This window comes from Mesorhizobium sp. IMUNJ 23033, from assembly GCF_044778005.1.
Lineage (GTDB): Bacteria > Pseudomonadota > Alphaproteobacteria > Rhizobiales > Rhizobiaceae > Mesorhizobium > Mesorhizobium amorphae_A.
The window spans coordinates 22,808-38,725 of sequence record NZ_JBJACT010000032.1 but is presented as its reverse complement, the minus strand read 5'-3'; the positions used below and the strand labels follow the sequence as shown (position 1 = coordinate 38,725).

The following is a 15,918-nucleotide window of genomic DNA, read 5'->3' as shown; positions in this document are numbered from 1 at the left end:
TAACTCGGTCTCGTCTGCATCTGGATCATAACCCGTCTGTTTGCAAGATCGATGAAATGAAACTGTCGCAAAAGCCTGTCAGAGGATAAGTTAAGCCGGTTAACCGGCTTGAGCATTTTGCGGCCAGGCGGAACCTGGCACGGGAAGAGCAGGAACAATGAACGAACTGAAGCCGGTACAGAGCGAATTCACCACCGTGGAAAAGGCCAGCCCCCAGAGCGGCAACCCGGATCGTTTCGTCAACCGCGAGTTCTCCTGGCTGCAGTTCAACCGGCGCGTCCTCGAGGAATCGCTGAACGCGCATCATCCGCTGCTCGAGCGGGTCCGCTTCCTGTCGATCTCGGCCGCCAATCTCGACGAGTTCTTCATGGTCCGCGTCGCCGGCCTTGCCGGTCAGGTGCGCGAGGGCATCGCGCTGAAGAGCCCTGACGGCCGCACGCCTGAGCAGCAGCTGGAACAACTGCTGCGCGAGGTCGAGCGCCTGCAGGAGGACCAGCAGAATAGCCTTTCGGCGCTTATGCTCTTGCTCAACAAGGAAGGCATCGAGAGCATCACCCGCGATGGGCTGACCAAGGACGAGAGGACCTGGCTGGAAGAGCATTTCCAGGACCAGGTGTTTCCGGTGCTCACCCCGCTATCGATCGACCCGGCGCACCCGTTCCCGTTCATACCCAATCTCGGCTTCTCGATGGCGCTGCAATTGCGCCACCGCAAGAATGGCGAGGAGATGAGCGCGCTGCTGCGCCTGCCGGTGGCGCTGAAGCGCTTCATCCGCCTGCCGGACCGCAAGAACCATGTCCGTTTCATCCCGCTGGAAGAGGCGGTCGGTCTCTATATTGGCAAGCTGTTCCCCGGCTATGAGGTCAAGGGCTCCGGCACGTTCCGCATCATCCGAGACAGCGATATCGAGGTCGAGGAGGAGTCCGAGGATCTGGTGCGCCTGTTCGAGACGGCGCTGAAGCGCCGCCGCCGCGGCTCGGTCATCCGCATCGAGTTCGACATGCTGATGCCGCCGGAGTTGCGCGACTTCGTCGCCGGCGAACTTGGCGTCTCGTCGAGCCGCATCAGCGTCTTGACCGGTCCGCTGGCGCTCAGCCAGATCTCGGAGATTGTCGCCGTCGCCCGCGATGACCTCAAATTCATGCCCTACAATCCGCGCTTTCCCGAGCGCATCCGCGAACATGGCGGCGACTGTTTCGCCGCCATCCGTGAGAAGGATATCGTCGTCCACCACCCTTACGAATCCTTCGACGTGGTGGTGCAGTTCCTGCGCCAGGCGATGGCCGATCCGGAAGTGGTGGCGATCAAGCAGACGCTCTACCGCACCTCCAACGACAGCCCGATCGTGCGCGCGCTGGTCGATGCCGCCGAGGCCGGCAAGTCGGTGACCGCACTTGTCGAGCTGAAGGCGCGCTTCGACGAGGAAGCCAATATCCGCTGGGCCCGCGATCTCGAGCGCGCCGGCGTCCAGGTGGTGTTCGGCTTCCTCGAGCTGAAGACCCACGCGAAAATGTCGCTGGTGGTGCGGCGCGAGGACGGCAAGCTGCGCAACTACGTGCATCTCGGCACCGGCAACTACCACCCGGTCACCGCGCGCATCTACACCGACCTGTCCTTCTTCACCACCGACCCGACGATCGCCCGCGACGTCGCCCAGCTGTTCAATTTCATCACCGGCTATGCCGAACCCGCCGAGGAGATGCGGCTGGCGATCTCGCCCTTCACGCTGCGCAAGCGCATCCTGAAGCACATCTCGGACGAGGTTCAGCATGCGCTGGAGGGCCGTCCGGCCCGCATCTGGATGAAGATGAATTCGCTCGTCGACCCGATCATCATCGACGCGCTCTACGACGCCAGCCGTGCCGGCGTGGAGATCGATCTGGTCGTGCGCGGCATCTGCTGCCTGCGGCCGCAGGTGCCCGGCCTGTCCGAGAACATCAGGGTAAAATCGATCGTCGGCCGCTTCCTCGAACACAGCCGCATCTACTGCTTTGGCAACGGCCATGGCCTGCCCTCGGACGGGGCGATCCTCTACATCTCCTCGGCCGACCTGATGCCGCGCAATCTCGACCGCCGCGTCGAGACCATGGTGCCGATCACCAATCCAACTGTGCATGAACAGGTGCTTGGCCAGATCATGCTGGGCAACATCATGGACAACCAGCAAAGTTTCGACGTATTGGCTGACGGAACCTCCCGGCGCGTCGTGCTAGAGGAGGGCGAGGAACCGTTCAACGCGCAGGAATATTTCATGACCAATCCGAGCCTTTCCGGACGGGGTGACGCGCTGAAGTCGCACGCGCCCAAGCGCATCGCACAGTTCAAGCGCCGCAAGAAGAACGCAGCGACCGGCGGATGATTTCAACATCCCAGGGCCGGCTCCAGGATCGCCGACCGCTGTCCATCATCGACATCGGATCGAACTCGATCCGTCTTGTCGTCTATGAGGGGCTGGCGCGCTCGCCGACCTTGCTGTTCAACGAAAAGATGCTGGCCGGCCTCGGCCGCGGCATCGTTTCGACCGGCAAGCTCGACCCCGAGGCGGTCACCCGCTCGATGGAGGAGTTCCGCCGCTTTCGCGCGCTGTCGAACCAGGCCGGCGCCGAGCACATGTATGTGCTGGCGACCGCCGCCGCCCGCGAGGCGGTGAACGGCCCCGACTTCATCCACCGCGCCGAGGACGTGCTGAAAACCGAGATCCGGGTGCTCTCCGGCCGCCAGGAGGCGCATTATTCCGCACTTGGCGTCATCTGCGGCTTCCATCCGGCCAATGGCGTTGCCGGCGACCTTGGCGGCGGCAGCCTGGAGCTGATCGACATCAATGGCGAGGCGATCGGCGACGGCATCACGCTGCCGCTCGGCGGCCTGCGCCTGCAGGACATGGCGAAGAACTCGCTAGCCCAGGCAGCAAAGATCGCGCGCGAGCACCTGGCACGGGCAAAGCTGCTCAAGGGTGGGCAGGGCAGGGCCTTCTATGCCGTCGGCGGCACCTGGCGAAACCTGGCCCGGCTGCACATGGAGATGACCAACTATCCGCTCGGCGTCATGCATCACTACGAGATCAGCGCCGACAGTGCCCAGAACTTCCTCAAGCAGGTGACGAAAGCCGAGATCGAGAAGGTCAAGGGCATCGAGGGCGTGTCCAAGAACCGCCGCTCGCTGCTGCCCTATGGCGCCGTCGTGCTGCAGGAGATCATGGCGGCGATGCAACCCTCGAAGATCGTCGTCTCGGCGCTCGGCGTGCGCGAGGGGTTTCTCTATTCGCTGCTGGACGAGGCCGAGAAGAAAGCCGATCCGCTGATCTCGGCGGCCGAGGAACTTGCCCGGCTGCGCTCGCGCTCGGTCACCCACGCGCATGAGCTGGTCGAATGGACCGGCAAGGCCTTCGCCGCCTTCGGCATCGACGAAACCGAGGACGAGGCGCGCTATCGCCAGGCGGCCTGCCTGCTGGCCGATATCGGCTGGCGCGCTCACCCCGAATATCGCGGCAAGCAGTCGCTCAACATCATTGCCCACGCCTCCTTCATCGGCGTCGACCATCCTGGCCGCGCCTTCCTGGCGCTGGTCGGCCTGTTCCGCCACGAGGGCGTGTTCAACGAAGCGGTCCCGGAAATCCGCGGGCTGGCGACGGCGCGCTATCTCGAGCGCGCCCGCTCCCTGGCGGCGATGCTGCGTGTCGTCTACCTGCTGACGGCGGCGATGCCGGGCGTCATGCCCAGGCTGAAATGGGAACCCCGCCCCAATGGCGGGCTGGCGCTGGTGTTGCCGGCCGCGCTCGCCGACCTCTACGGCGAGCGGCCGGCCGGGCGCCTGGCGCAACTGGCAAGGGTCACCGGACGCCGGCTGGTGCTGGCGGTCGAAGGCGGCCCCAGCGTTTCGGTGAAATAGCCCGTCAGATAGAATCAGGTGGCGTCAGCGCCGATCCCGAAGCTCCTTCCGTCGATCGCCCAGGCGCCGGCGCCGGCCATCGCCAGCGCCAGGAAGCCGCCAGCAATCGCAATGTCCTTCATCAGCATCTGCTGGTGCAGGAAGGCAAGCGTCGCGTCGTCGGCGCCCTGGCCGTAATGACCGATGAAGCCGGCGGCGATGCAGAAGGCGGCGAGCAGCAGCGCCGCGATCCGCGTCTGGAAGCCGACCAGGATCAAAAGCCCGGCGATCAGTTCGAACAGGCCGGTTCCCCAGGCGGCGAGCATCGGCAGCGGCAGGCCGAGACCTGCGAAATAGTCTGTCGTGCCGGAAATGTTGGCCAGCGCCTGGAAACCGGAGGGCACGAGCAAAGCGGCGAGCAACAGCCTGGACAAGAGAAGCAGCGCGTTGCGGGGCATGGAGACCTCCGTCGTCGTCGGCCGACTATCCCGACTTCCCGATCCTAGCAGGAATCGGTAATCCGGGCGCCTGGATCGACAACGAAAAAGCGGCGCGGAAAATTCCGCGCCGCTTCTGTCATGTATCCGGTAGGTGGTTCAGCCGCGCTTGGCGTCGACCGAATAGGCGCCGGCGCCCGAGGAAGCCAGCGCAATGAAGCCGCCGGCAATCGCCAGATTCTTCAAGAAGCTGATCATCTGCATCTGGTCGGCCCAATTCATATGGGCGACCAGCCCGGTGGCGACCGTGAAGACCGCCAGCACCCAGGCGACGATCCGGGTCTGGAAACCAACGAGGATGGCGAGGCCGCCGAGCAATTCGATGAGGCCGACGACAATGGCGGTTACGGTCGGCAGCGGCAGGCCGAGGCTGCCGAAATAGCCGGCGGTGCCGGCGATCGCGGTCAGCTTGCCGAAACCGGACAGGAGGAAGATTGCCGCAAGCAGAGCGCGGCCAAGCAGGATCGAGGTAGAGGCGTTGGAAGCAGCGCCGGAACCGGCGGCGGAAGTGTTGATGGACATGGTGACTCTCCAGGGGCTTGGGATGATGCCCCTCCAGATAGAGCAGCCCAACTGTTCACCAAAGATGTCGATCTGGCGACAGATCGTTCACAAGGTTACATCGGTGATACTAACTTACCCCGGATGCGTCATGTCCTCAGGCCGCACCAGCCGGTCATAGTCGGCCTCGCTGACCAGCCCGGTGGCCAGGGCTTCCTCGCGGAGCGTGGTGCCCTTCTTGTGCGCGGTCTTGGCGATCTTGGCGGCATTGTCGTAGCCGATGGTGGGCGCGAGCGCCGTCACCAGCATCAGCGAGCGGTCAAGCGCTGCCTTGATGTTGTCCTCACGTGCCTCGATGCCGACCACACAATTGTCGGTGAAGGAGACCGAGGCATCGGCGAGCAGCTGCACCGACTGCAGGAAATTGTAGGCCATCAGCGGATTGTAGACGTTGAGTTCGAAATGGCCCTGGCTGCCGGCGAAGGTGAGTGCGGCATTATTGCCGAACACCTGGACGCAGACCTGCGTCAGCGCCTCGCACTGGGTCGGGTTGACCTTGCCCGGCATGATCGAGGAGCCCGGCTCGTTTTCCGGTAACGACAGTTCGCCGAGGCCGGAACGCGGACCGGAGCCGAGGAATCGGATGTCGTTGGCGATCTTGAACAGCGCCGCGGCCGCCGCGTTGATGGCGCCGTGCGAGAACACCATGGAATCGTGGGCGGCGAGTGCCTCGAACTTGTTCGGCGCGGTGACGAAGCCGATGTCGGTGATGGCGGCGATGCGCTCCGCCACCTTCTCAGCGAAGCCGACCGGGGCGTTGAGGCCGGTGCCGACGGCGGTGCCGCCTTGCGCCAGTTCCTGCAGGCCGGGCAGCGTCATCTCGATGCGCTTGATCGACGAGGCGACCTGCGCCGCATAGCCCGAGAATTCCTGGCCCAGCGTCAGCGGCGTCGCGTCCTGCGTGTGCGTGCGGCCGATCTTGATGATGTGGGAGAACGCCTTGGTCTTGGCCTCGAGCGCTGCATGCAGGTGTTTCAGCGCCGGCAGCAGATCGTGGACGATGCGCTCGGCGCAGGCGATATGCATGGCCGTCGGATAGGTGTCGTTCGACGACTGGCTCATATTGACGTGGTCGTTCGGATGCACCGGCTTCTTCGAGCCCATAGTGCCGCCCAGAAGTTCGATCGCCCGGTTGGAGATCACCTCATTGGCGTTCATGTTGGACTGCGTGCCCGAGCCGGTCTGCCACACCACCAGCGGGAAGTGGTCGTTGAGCTTGCCGTCGATAACCTCTTGCGCCGCTTCGATGATCGCCTTGCCGATCGCCGGGTCGAGCCGCTTCAAATCCATGTTGGCTTCGGCCGCCGCCCGCTTGACGATGCCCAAGGCGCGGACGATCGAAGCCGGCTGCTTTTCCCAGCCTATCTTGAAATTGCCGAGCGAACGTTGCGCCTGCGCGCCCCAGTAACGGTCAGCGGCGACCTCGATGGGACCGAACGTATCGGTTTCGGTTCTGGTCTTCTCAGCGCTCACTGGAGGTCTCCGGTTCTCGAAATTCGGCAACGGCGTATCGCGTTGCACAAATCGCTTCAAGCGGAGATTGCGGGCGGTGGCGATGCAAATCGGTTGAAGGCGTGGGCGCTATCTTCCTTCTCCCCTTGTGGGAGAAGGTGGCCTCGCGAAGCGAGGTCGGATGAGGGGTGCTCCAGCTTGGCGTCGACAGCGATCCGTCCAACACCCCTCAACCGTCTCGGCGCTGCGCGCCGATCCACCTTCTCCCACAGGGGGAGAAGGTAAAGAATGCCTCTCACCCCAATGGCGGACCGACAATATCGATGCCGTTCTTCGCGCAGATCCGCGTCAGGGCCTCGATCATCTCTGGCGTAGGCTCCGATGCCGGCGGCAGGTCCGGCCGTTCGGCGGGACGGCTGGCCTGGCGCAGCATCGTTTCGAAATCGGAGCCGCGCGTGATGGTGAGGGTACGTGCACCTTCCGGGGATTCGACCCTGAACGTGTGCGGCAGGCCTTTCGGCGCGATCACGGTCTCGCCGGCGACGGCAATCCGCTCGCGGCCGTCGACGACGAAGCGCAGCCTTCCTTCCAGGATGTGAAACACCTCATCCTCATGCCGATGCACATGCAGCGGCGGGGACTCGCCGTAAGGCTTGAGATGCTCGACGACGCAGAGTCCGTCCTCGCCCTCGGCGGACGAAATCTGGATGGCGACGAGCGTGTTGTTGAACCAGAAGAGTTCCTTGCCTGCGATGGTCCGGTTGATCATTGTCATGACAGCTTCCCCTTGTGCTGGCGGTGCCGACGGAGCGGCGTCGGCAGCGACCTAACCAAGGATGGGCAGGCGACGGAAATCGAATGATCGTATGGGGCGAATTGATGGGATGAATTTGAACGCGCTCGATCTCAACCTCGTCAGGGTGCTGGACGCGCTTTTGCGCGAGAGAAGCGTGACGCGCGCCGGTGAGCAGATCGGCCTCAGCCAGCCTGCCGTCAGCGCGGCGCTCAACCGCCTGCGCCATGCCCTCAACGACCAACTTTTCGTGCGGCGCGGCAACGAGATGGTGCCGACGCCGCGCGCCGAAAGCCTGGCGGAGCCGGTTCGCGTGGCGCTGCGCGAGATCGAACGCGTCTTCCAGCCGGCGAAAGACTTCGATCCGGCCGGGCTGGAGCGAACCTTCACCTTCATGGGCGCGGATTTCTTCTCCATGCTTTTGATGCCGCCGCTGGCGGCGCGCATCGCGGCCGTGGCGCCCGGCGTGTCGTTCCGCTTTCTGGACAGCGCAAGCGGTGATGTCTCCAGGCTGCTCCAGGAGGATCAGATCGACGTGGCTCTGGAACGCCCGCTGGAGGTTTCCGACTGGGTCTCCAGTACGCCTCTCTTCGGCTCGCCCTTCGCCATCATCGCCGCGAAGGACAATGCCGCGATCAGGCAGGCGGGGATCGCCGAGGGCGAGCGCCTGCCGATCGACCTCTTCTGCCAACTGCCGCACGCCATCCGCTCCATCGATGGCTCGATGTCGGGATTTACCGACGAGGCGCTGGACAAGATCGGACGGACACGCCGCGTCAGTCTGGCGCTGCCGCACTTCCAAGCTGTCGCGCTGGCGGTAGCCCACGGGCTCTACCTGGCCGCGATTCCAAGGCAGTTCGCGGTGGTGGCGGCGAAGTCGCTGCCGATCGCCGTCTATGAAGCGCCGTTTCCCATTCCTTCACCTGCGGTGAGAATGTACTGGCACGCCCGTCACGATGATGAGGAGCCTCACCGCTGGATCCGCAGCCGGATTCTGGAAACCGTCGAGGCTCTTGGATTCCGTGACTTCGAGGGTGCCGAAAGCACAGGTTCGCAGGGCTAAAGCAATTCCAGCAAAAGTGTGTGGCGGCTTTCCGTCCGGAATTGCGCAAGAACAAATACTCACCCCGCCGTATAGCCGCCGTCGATCGCGAAAATCCCGCCGCTGGTCCACGCCGCCTCGTCGCTGGCCAGATACACGGCGATGCCGGCGAGATCGCTGGTCTGGCCGATGCGGCCGAGCGGATAGCTGCGCTCGACATAGGCTTTCAGTTCTGCCTGCGCTTCCGCCGGCAGGTTGACGATCGATTTGCGTCGCATGGCGGTATCGACCGTGCCAGGCGCGATCGCATTGACGCGGATGCCGCGCGGGCCGAGCTCGAAGGCCAGCGACTTTGTCAATGAGTTGAGAGCGCCTTTGGACAGCGAGTACAGGCTCGACGGTCGCTTCGGGATCATCTTGCTGGCGAAGTAGGACGAGATGTTGATGACGGAGGCGGCAGCAGTGAGATGCGGCAATAGCCGCTGTGTCAGGAAGAACGCCGCCGTCACATTGAGTGCGAAGGATTGCTGGAATTGCTCTTCTGTAACGCTATCGAAGGGCACCAGGAAGGCGACGCCAGCATTGTTGACGAGGACGTCGAGCGGCCGCCCCTGTTTCACATGCGCGGCCACCGCATCGATGCCGGCTGAGGTCGAAAGGTCGGCCGACAGGGTTTCGACCGTCGAGCCGTCCTTGCTTGAGGCAATCAGCGTCTGGCGCGCCGCCTCAAGCTTGCCGGCGTCGCGGCCGACGATCAGAACATCGGCGCCCTCGCGTGCGAATGCCTCAGAGATCGCCAGGCCGATCCCGTCCGAACCGCCGGTGACCAGCGCCCGTTTGCCGTGAAGTCTCATGGGATGCTCCTGCTTGTGCCATTGGCAAAGAGCATGCCGAACGGCTTGGGCGGTCAACCCAAGAGCCTATCCCGCAGTATGAACTTTATCCGGCCGAGGCCAGCCCGACGGCCGCGGGCCGTCGCATGGCGAGCCGCCCCGCAACATATTCTTTCACCTGACGGATCGCCTGTTCGCGCGAGACGCTGCCCGGCTGCAGGCCGAGCCGCAGCCACAGCCCGTCGATCAGCGCGGTGACGCCAAGCGCGATATCGTCGGCCTCTACGGACGATGCAAGACCGCGCAGACCGGACAACAGGTTCGAGCGCATGCGTGCATGTATGACCTTCTGAATGCGGGCGAGCTTGTCGTCGCGCGGCACCTCCGCGCAGAGCGAAAGCCAGGCGTGGCAGAGAGGTGGCAGGAACAGATGCTCCTCGAAATTGCCTTCGATAACCGCATCTAGGCGCTCCATCGGCGTCCGTGCCCGCCGAAGCCGCGCGATCACTGCGTGGCATAGGACTGCGTTCGCCTCGCGCATCGCGTGCTCGAACAACTCCTGCTTGTTGCGGAAATAATGCAGCACGATGCCTTTCGAGGCACCGGCTTGGGCCGCCACCTTTTCCAGCGTCGCGCCGGCTATGCCTTCACGTTCCAGCACCGCGAACGCCGCCTGCCGCAATTCCCTGCGCCTGATATCGCTGATGCGGCTGAGCTTCACCGGAGAATCCACCTGTTCGCGATTACAGATTGACATCCTTATCCGTTGAGATCAAGAATTGACCCATGGGGCAATTATTAGTCCGAACGGACAAAAGGAGACGTCGCATGCATCGCACTCTGGCAACCGGGGTCTGCCTGGCCGCACTGGCGCTGGCTTCTCATGCGGCTCGAGCGGCCGAGGCCGAGCAGTGCAGAGCGGTCCGCATGGCCGAACCTGGATGGAACGATCTGGCCTTCACCACTGGTGTCGCCAATGTTCTTTTCGGTGCGCTCGGCTATCAGCCGCAGAGCTCGGTGCTGGGCATCAACGTCATCTACGAAGGGATGAAGAACAACGATCTCGACCTGTTCCTGGGTTACTGGAACCCGGCCATGGTCACCTACTACGAACCCTACAAGAAGGACGGTTCGGTCGAGGACGTGCGCGTCAATCTGGAAGGGGCCAAATACACCTTCGCCGTCCCGACCTATGTCTGGGACGCCGGCGTCAAGGATTTTGCCGACCTGCACAAGTTCGCCGACAAGTTCGGAAAGAAGATGTATGGCATCGAGCCCGGCTCGAACCAGCTGATGATGGACGCCATCGCCGATCCGTCGCTCGGCCTCGATGGCTGGCAGGTCGTCGAGTCGAGCGAAGCCGGCATGCTGTCCGAGGTCGGCTACGAGATAAAGGAAAAGCAGTTCATCGTCTTCCAGGGCTGGGCCCCGCATCCGATGAACACCATGTACGACTTCAAGTACCTGACCGGCGGCGACAAGTTCTACGGCCCAAACCTTGGCGCGGCGACGGTCACCACGCAGGTGCGCAAGGGCTATCTCGAACAGTGCCCGAATGCCGCGCAGCTGCTGAGGAATCTCGCCTTCGACGTCGACTTCGAGAATGTCGGCATGGGCTATCTGATCAATGACGGCATGAAGCCCGAAGAGGCCGGACTGAAGGCGATCACCCTGAACAAGGGCCGTCTCGACGCCTGGCTCGCCGGCGTCACCACTTTCGACGGCAAGCCCGGCCTGGCTGCCGTGAAGGAAAAGCTCGGCCTGTGAGCTTCGTCGAATTCGAGGTCGAGCAGCAAGCCTGGGCAGGCCGCAAGCGAATGGCCGATGTCGATGGCCTCTCTGTGGCCTATGTCGAATTCCCCGGTGCCGAGCCGGCCTTGCTGCTGATCCATGGCTTCACCGACACCAGCCGCAGCTTTTCGCTGCTGGCGCCGCACCTTGCCGGACGCCGGCTGATCATTCCGGACTTGCGTGGCCACGGCGCTTCGCAGGCCGGATTGCGAGCCTTCCGGCCTGCCAGCTTCGCCGACGACATTGCCGGGCTGATCGGGCAGTTGCGGCTCGATCGGCCGGTCCTCGTCGGCCATTCGCTTGGTGCCATGGTGGCTATCGCGCTGGCCGCGCGGCATAGGAAGCTCATCGGCGGGCTGGTGGTCCTGGCCGGCACGTTGAAGCCCGATTTCGCGCCGGATCATCCGTTGGTCGCCGGCGTTCAGGCTCTGCGCGATCCGATCTCGCCGGCCGATCCTTTCTATGACTGGTGGCATGCCTGCCGGCCTGGTGTGCCCCAACCCTTTCTCGCCGGCATGGCGAAAGACGCCTCGACAATGCCGGTGGCGAGCTGGCGCGCGATCCTCGAAGAAATTCGTCGCACGAATCTGACAGACGCGGCGCGAGCTGTACAGGTGCGAACGCTGATCATCGCCGGTGCAGTCGACCCGCTGTTTGGCGAAGCGCATCAGCAAGCGCTGCGGCACTGTCTTCCGGGTTCCGACTTCATCCGCATCGAAGGCTGCGGCCATAATCCGCACTGGGAGGATCCGGCGCTTGTTGCCGCGGCCGTCACCGACAAGTTCAGGGCAGGGCTAGCTCAACAGCGATTGCGAGGTCGGTGAAAGCCGCAGGGTCTGCGTCGGTCTGGCGCGATTCGGTCCCGTTGCCCGGTGGAAGGTCCGCCACATCGGTGAAGCGGCCAGTGTCGCTTCATGATTTGCGTGCGCGTCGGCGCTGTCGAATCCCAAGGCGCTGATGAACACGTTTTCGCCTGATCGCACAGGCAAGCGCGGAAAGCTGTTTTCGGCGTGCTCGGTGACGAAGGTGCCGAGCAACCTTGCGCCGAGCGTCTCGATCAGCGGAACGGCCCGGGCCTCGAAGTTTTCGGCAAAGCCGGCCTCGGTGCCAGGCTGCAAATGATGTATCTTGATTGCAACAATGGCCTTCAAGCGGCTGTCATCGCTCGGTTTTTCCTGCTCAGACCCATCAGCTCTTCGCAAACCCGACAGGTCGAAGCCGGCGCCCGGCCATGCCGGTTTCAGCAGCAGCACGTCGTCGGAATCGATCATCGTGGCGTTGGCGGTTTCGCGGTGTACGGCCCATACCGGCCCGTCATAAAAGGTCGTCAGAGCTTGTTTCCGCGCATCCATGCCGTCAAAGCCGCGCATCCAGACGAACATGTCGGGCCGGTCGAGGTCGCGGAACTGGCCGATGATGGTCATGCCGGCCGCTTCCTGGCCCTCGATCAGACGGCTGTCGAAGACATCGATCAGCGTGTCGCGCCGGCCGGGTCTTAGCGTGTACTGCCGCAATTCGACCACGGGCGAGGCGAGCAGGCCGGCTGTCGCGGGGGCTTTCAGGGGCAGCTTCATCGCGCACGCTCCAAAACAGGATGATCGTCCTGTTTACAAAACAGACCGGTTGTCCTGTTTTGTCAATCTGCTATCGTTTGAAAATGTCAGCAGAGATTTCCGCTCGCCCAAGATCGCGGGCTCAAAAACGCACCAACGACCCCGAAGGCATGCGCAACAGGGTGCTCGATGTCGCGGAAGCGTCGTTTCAGGAGCGCGGTTATCACGCTTCCAGCATCGGCGACCTGATGGCAGCGGCCGGCGTCACCGGCGGCGCGCTGCATCACCATTTCCCGACCAAGAAGGCGCTGGCCCTGGCGGTGATCGAGGAGCGGGTGGCTGCCGCCGTCGAAGAAACCTGGATCGTGCCGGTGCAGGCGGCGGGCTCGGCCCGCGAGGGCATACGCGCCGTGTTCGAGACGGTGGTGGCGAAACTCGAGCAGCAAGGTTTCGTGCGCGGCTGTCAACTCAACAACCTGGCGCACGAATTGTCGCTCGCCGATCCGGATTTCCGCGTTGCCCTTGCCAGCATCTTTGCCGCCTGGCGCGAGGCGATCGCCGGCAAGGTCAGGACCGATCAGCAAACGGGCGAGGAACAGGGTACCGATCCGGATCGCTTCGCTGCCTTGGCGGTCGCCGCCTATTCCGGCGCCATGTCGATGGCCAAGACGGCGCAGGATGCCGGCCCACTGCGCGATTGCCTGGAGGCGTTGCAGAGGGCTGCGCCGTCACAGAGCGGACAGGCGGCGAGGCGACGTCGCAGGGTGCTGCTACGGCCGGGAAAGCCCTAGAACTGGAGGGGCAGAAGGGCGCCGCTCTATTTCGCCAGCGGTTTGATCGTCTCGTAAGCGTTCACCGATTCCGCGCTGGTGCCCTCGTCGTAGCGCCGGGCGAGAGCTGCCTGCAGATCTGGCGCATAGAGCGCAGTGAACGCATCCAGCGTCTCGCCGGCCCCATTCTTGAAGGTCTCTTTGACCGCCAGTACCTTGTATTTGCAGTCGCCCAGGCTGAACGTCTCCTTGCCCTTGACGACCAAAGTCAGCGTCTTGGTGTTCTTTGGCTGCTTGTTCGGCGCTAGCTCGACGAATTCGATCGTGCTCTTTGCCCCGGTCTTCAGCGGAAACAGTTTTCGCAGATCGGAAAACGGGATCATCGCCACCCGACCGGTATCACTGTCGCGAAACACCTCGATCAGGCCGTTGAATAGGAACTGCGTCTGCGGCGATTCGGATTCGTATTTGTTGGCGACGGCAACCATGCCGCCGGCCGTCGGGCGAAACTCGCTGCGGATGCCGGGCTTTTCCAGCACGAAGCCATCCCTGGCGGATTTCGCGTCGACGCAGTCGGCAGCATGGGCAACGCCCGCCGGCAGCAACGCCGCCAGCATCATCATCATGATCGGTGCAGCTTTCATGGCGTCCTCCTATGCCCGTGCAAGTTGAAGGGCCAAGACATGCCAGACCTGCGGCGCCATGTCGATGGATGGGCGCTGCACTGGACGGCCGGGCGCCGGCTGTGCTGAATTTCGGCGCATGATGAATCGCCTCCCGCCCCGCCTACCGTCCCGGCGCGATTTTTTGGCCCAGGCGCTGGGGGTTGCTGCCGCCAGTGCCTTTGTGCGTCCGGCGCTCGGCCAGACCGGGCAGCGCATCCAGCCCATCGACGCCACCTTCCTCTTCATCGCCGACGTCCATGCCTGTCGCATGGCGAGCGGCCTCAGCCCCAACTGCCAGCAGGAAGGCAAGACCGACGCCGCCTTGCTGCGCAACGTTGCAGCGCTGAACGGCCTCAGTGACAAGGACTGGCCGGCCGAGATCGACGGCGTCGCCACCGGCCTGCGCTCGGCTGGCAGCCGCATCGGCACGCCGCTCGGCCTCGTCGTCGGCGGCGACATCACCGACGACGGCGGCGGCCAGATCACCCAGCCCAGCGAAGGCACGCAGCTGCTGCAGTTCAGCCAGCGCTACCAGCAAGGGATCGGCCCCGACCGCGTCCACATGCCCGTCTATATCGGGCTCGGCAATCACGACCTCGACCAGAACGGGCCGCCGCATCATGTCGACTGGTACCGCCGCGAGATGCGCGACTATGTCGAAGTCAATCACCGCCCCGGCGTCTTCTTCAAGCCGCCGGTGCCGGCCACCGAATACGATGTCGACACCGACTGCTATTCCTGGGACTGGGGCGGCCTGCATCTTATCCAGACGCATCGTTTCGCCGGCGATACGGGCCACGGCGCCATCTCCAGCCTGCCATGGCTGAAGCAGGATCTGGCCACCTATGCCGGCGACGGCCGCCCGGTCATCCTGTTCCAGCATTACGGCTGGGATACTTTTTCGACCGAGAAATGGGATCCGACCAAGCGGACTTACGACAATGAGGGCGCCGGCGCGCCGCATTGGTGGAGCGAGAGTGACCGCCAGGCGCTGCTTTCGGCGCTGAAGGGCTACAATGTCATCGCCATTTTTCACGGCCATCAGCACGAGGTGCCGATGATCTACCAGCGCGACGGTCTCGACCTCATCAAGCCGAAGGCCGCCTATATGGGCGGCTTCGCGCTGGTGCGAGTGACCGATGACGGCATGGATGTCGTGCTGGGCGAGGCGACCGGCGACCATGGCGAGGTGATGTTCACCAACGCCTTCTCGAAGAGCCTGAGCTTCTGAGGCGTGCTGGCGGGACGGCGGCAGTTGTCGTATTTTCGGGATCGGCCCGGCTTCTCCCGGGCTAAGCAGGCAGGGTTGGCTGCGCAGGCAAGTCGGGAGAAACCATGGCTGAATTCACCCTCTTCATAGGCAACAAATGCTTTTCGTCCTGGTCGCTCCGGCCCTGGGTGGCGATGCGGCATCTGGAGATACCGTTCGAGGAGGGCTTCGTGCGCCTGCGCACGCCGGAAACCGCCGCCAACCTGGCCAAGGTGTCGCCGACTGGCATGGTACCGGTCCTGAATCACAAGCCGTTGAAGGGCGGGAGCAGGATCGTCTGGGAAACCCTTGCCATCCTTGAATATCTCGCCGACCTGTTTCCGGAGAAAAAACTCTGGCCCGATGACATCGGCACCCGCGCGCTGGCCCGCTCGGTGGCGACCGAGATGCATTCCGGCTTTCGTGAGGTCCGCTATGGCTGGCCGATGAATTTGCGCCGGCCCAAGGCGTATAAACCGCTCGACGCCGATGGCGAGGCACAGCGGGCGCGCATCGAAGCGATCTGGCGGCAATGCCGTGCCGAGTACGGCAAGGGCGGCCCGTTCCTGTTCGGCCATTTCACCGCGGCCGATGCCATGTATGCGCCGATCGTCACCCGCTTCGACACTTATGGCGGTGAGCTGGCGCCGGATACACGCGCCTATGTCGACGCCGTGCTTTCAACGCCGGCGATGCGGCACTGGTACGCGGAAGCCGCCAAGGAGACATGGCCGGAACCTGGCCCGCACGAACAGGACTGACCAGCAAAGCGTAGCCGCAGCAGGGGGCGCCTGACCCCATCCCGCAGCGGCGTTGTTGACGAGCAATCGCGATCGGCATAAATA

16 protein-coding genes are annotated in these 15,918 nt (G+C 63.8%); 8 read left to right on the top strand and 8 right to left on the bottom strand.

The window, feature by feature from the left end; all coding sequences use genetic code 11:
* The first annotated feature begins 157 nt into the window (after positions 1–157).
* On the top strand, positions 158–2,359 hold the full coding sequence (locus ACFX5Q_RS28135) for an RNA degradosome polyphosphate kinase (protein WP_404283193.1): 2,202 nt from the start codon (positions 158–160) through the stop codon (positions 2,357–2,359).
* Complete coding sequence (gene ppx / locus ACFX5Q_RS28130; protein WP_404283191.1) at positions 2,356–3,888, top strand: exopolyphosphatase; 1,533 nt, start codon at positions 2,356–2,358, stop codon at positions 3,886–3,888. The genes ACFX5Q_RS28135 and ppx overlap by 4 nt, the downstream gene beginning before the upstream one ends.
* A gap of 14 nt (positions 3,889–3,902) precedes the next feature.
* Here ppx and ACFX5Q_RS28125 read toward each other — a convergent pair whose 3' ends face one another.
* The 4 genes from ACFX5Q_RS28125 to ACFX5Q_RS28110 form a co-directional block, all read right to left on the bottom strand.
* On the bottom strand, positions 3,903–4,325 hold the full coding sequence (locus tag ACFX5Q_RS28125; protein ID WP_404283189.1) for a DoxX family protein: 423 nt from the start codon (positions 4,323–4,325) through the stop codon (positions 3,903–3,905).
* A 138-nt stretch (positions 4,326–4,463) separates the two neighbouring features.
* Positions 4,464–4,886, bottom strand: coding sequence for a DoxX family protein (locus ACFX5Q_RS28120; protein ID WP_404283187.1), 423 nt, complete (start codon positions 4,884–4,886; stop codon positions 4,464–4,466).
* 114 nt (positions 4,887–5,000) lie between these two features.
* Positions 5,001–6,398: a class II fumarate hydratase gene (gene fumC, locus ACFX5Q_RS28115; RefSeq protein WP_404283185.1), complete on the bottom strand. Its 1,398-nt coding sequence runs from the start codon at positions 6,396–6,398 to the stop codon at positions 5,001–5,003.
* Between the two features lie 274 nt (positions 6,399–6,672).
* Positions 6,673–7,152, bottom strand: coding sequence for a cupin domain-containing protein (locus ACFX5Q_RS28110; RefSeq protein WP_404283184.1), 480 nt, complete (start codon positions 7,150–7,152; stop codon positions 6,673–6,675).
* A 109-nt stretch (positions 7,153–7,261) separates the two neighbouring features.
* Between ACFX5Q_RS28110 and ACFX5Q_RS28105 the strand changes: the two genes are divergently transcribed.
* Positions 7,262–8,233: a LysR family transcriptional regulator gene (locus ACFX5Q_RS28105; RefSeq protein WP_404283182.1), complete on the top strand. Its 972-nt coding sequence runs from the start codon at positions 7,262–7,264 to the stop codon at positions 8,231–8,233.
* A 59-nt stretch (positions 8,234–8,292) separates the two neighbouring features.
* Here ACFX5Q_RS28105 and ACFX5Q_RS28100 read toward each other — a convergent pair whose 3' ends face one another.
* The gene (locus ACFX5Q_RS28100; protein ID WP_404283181.1) at positions 8,293–9,066 is read right to left on the bottom strand and encodes an SDR family NAD(P)-dependent oxidoreductase; all 774 of its coding nucleotides are present in this window, start codon (positions 9,064–9,066) and stop codon (positions 8,293–8,295) included.
* 85 nt (positions 9,067–9,151) lie between these two features.
* Positions 9,152–9,802 (bottom strand): choline-responsive transcriptional repressor BetI, encoded by a 651-nt coding sequence (betI, locus tag ACFX5Q_RS28095; RefSeq protein ID WP_120015947.1) that lies wholly within the window; start codon positions 9,800–9,802, stop codon positions 9,152–9,154.
* 71 nt (positions 9,803–9,873) lie between these two features.
* Between betI and choX the strand changes: the two genes are divergently transcribed.
* Both choX and ACFX5Q_RS28085 read left to right on the top strand, forming a co-directional pair.
* Positions 9,874–10,812 carry a choline ABC transporter substrate-binding protein gene (gene choX / locus ACFX5Q_RS28090; RefSeq protein ID WP_404283179.1) on the top strand — a complete coding sequence of 313 codons (939 nt, stop codon included), beginning with the start codon at positions 9,874–9,876 and terminating at the stop codon, positions 10,810–10,812.
* Positions 10,809–11,660: an alpha/beta fold hydrolase gene (locus ACFX5Q_RS28085; RefSeq protein WP_404283177.1), complete on the top strand. Its 852-nt coding sequence runs from the start codon at positions 10,809–10,811 to the stop codon at positions 11,658–11,660. Before choX ends, ACFX5Q_RS28085 begins: the two co-directional genes overlap by 4 nt.
* On the opposite strand, the gene ACFX5Q_RS28080 is transcribed toward ACFX5Q_RS28085, so the two are convergent.
* On the bottom strand, positions 11,631–12,410 hold the full coding sequence (locus tag ACFX5Q_RS28080; protein ID WP_404283176.1) for an NIPSNAP family protein: 780 nt from the start codon (positions 12,408–12,410) through the stop codon (positions 11,631–11,633). The two genes, ACFX5Q_RS28085 and ACFX5Q_RS28080, sit on opposite strands and share 30 nt — an antisense overlap.
* A 149-nt stretch (positions 12,411–12,559) precedes the next feature.
* On the opposite strand from ACFX5Q_RS28080, the gene ACFX5Q_RS28075 reads away from it, so the two are divergent.
* The gene (locus ACFX5Q_RS28075; RefSeq protein ID WP_404283174.1) at positions 12,560–13,180 is read left to right on the top strand and encodes a TetR/AcrR family transcriptional regulator; all 621 of its coding nucleotides are present in this window, start codon (positions 12,560–12,562) and stop codon (positions 13,178–13,180) included.
* 26 nt (positions 13,181–13,206) lie between these two features.
* Here the strand turns inward: ACFX5Q_RS28075 and ACFX5Q_RS28070 are convergent, their stop codons facing one another.
* Positions 13,207–13,803: a hypothetical protein gene (locus ACFX5Q_RS28070; RefSeq protein ID WP_404283172.1), complete on the bottom strand. Its 597-nt coding sequence runs from the start codon at positions 13,801–13,803 to the stop codon at positions 13,207–13,209.
* Positions 13,804–13,921: 118 nt separating this feature from the next.
* Between ACFX5Q_RS28070 and ACFX5Q_RS28065 the strand changes: the two genes are divergently transcribed.
* Both ACFX5Q_RS28065 and ACFX5Q_RS28060 read left to right on the top strand, forming a co-directional pair.
* Positions 13,922–15,055 carry a metallophosphoesterase gene (locus ACFX5Q_RS28065; RefSeq protein ID WP_404283171.1) on the top strand — a complete coding sequence of 378 codons (1,134 nt, stop codon included), beginning with the start codon at positions 13,922–13,924 and terminating at the stop codon, positions 15,053–15,055.
* 104 nt (positions 15,056–15,159) lie between these two features.
* Complete coding sequence (locus tag ACFX5Q_RS28060) at positions 15,160–15,834, top strand: glutathione S-transferase family protein (protein WP_404283169.1); 675 nt, start codon at positions 15,160–15,162, stop codon at positions 15,832–15,834.
* The last annotated feature ends 84 nt before the right edge of the window (positions 15,835–15,918 follow it).

Coding starts and splice junctions, on each gene's coding strand:
- ACFX5Q_RS28110 (WP_404283184.1), bottom strand. CDS start 7,152: ATGACAATGATCAACCGGACCATCGCAGGCAAGGAACTCTTCTGGTTC.
- ACFX5Q_RS28060 (WP_404283169.1), top strand. CDS start 15,160: ATGGCTGAATTCACCCTCTTCATAGGCAACAAATGCTTTTCGTCCTGG.
- ACFX5Q_RS28120 (WP_404283187.1), bottom strand. CDS start 4,886: ATGTCCATCAACACTTCCGCCGCCGGTTCCGGCGCTGCTTCCAACGCC.
- ACFX5Q_RS28125 (WP_404283189.1), bottom strand. CDS start 4,325: ATGCCCCGCAACGCGCTGCTTCTCTTGTCCAGGCTGTTGCTCGCCGCT.
- choX (WP_404283179.1), top strand. CDS start 9,874: ATGCATCGCACTCTGGCAACCGGGGTCTGCCTGGCCGCACTGGCGCTG.
- ACFX5Q_RS28135 (WP_404283193.1), top strand. CDS start 158: ATGAACGAACTGAAGCCGGTACAGAGCGAATTCACCACCGTGGAAAAG.
- ACFX5Q_RS28070 (WP_404283172.1), bottom strand. CDS start 13,803: ATGAAAGCTGCACCGATCATGATGATGATGCTGGCGGCGTTGCTGCCG.
- ACFX5Q_RS28065 (WP_404283171.1), top strand. CDS start 13,922: ATGATGAATCGCCTCCCGCCCCGCCTACCGTCCCGGCGCGATTTTTTG.
- ACFX5Q_RS28075 (WP_404283174.1), top strand. CDS start 12,560: ATGCGCAACAGGGTGCTCGATGTCGCGGAAGCGTCGTTTCAGGAGCGC.
- ACFX5Q_RS28100 (WP_404283181.1), bottom strand. CDS start 9,066: ATGAGACTTCACGGCAAACGGGCGCTGGTCACCGGCGGTTCGGACGGG.
- ACFX5Q_RS28105 (WP_404283182.1), top strand. CDS start 7,262: ATGAATTTGAACGCGCTCGATCTCAACCTCGTCAGGGTGCTGGACGCG.
- ppx (WP_404283191.1), top strand. CDS start 2,356: ATGATTTCAACATCCCAGGGCCGGCTCCAGGATCGCCGACCGCTGTCC.
- betI (WP_120015947.1), bottom strand. CDS start 9,802: ATGTCAATCTGTAATCGCGAACAGGTGGATTCTCCGGTGAAGCTCAGC.
- ACFX5Q_RS28080 (WP_404283176.1), bottom strand. CDS start 12,410: ATGAAGCTGCCCCTGAAAGCCCCCGCGACAGCCGGCCTGCTCGCCTCG.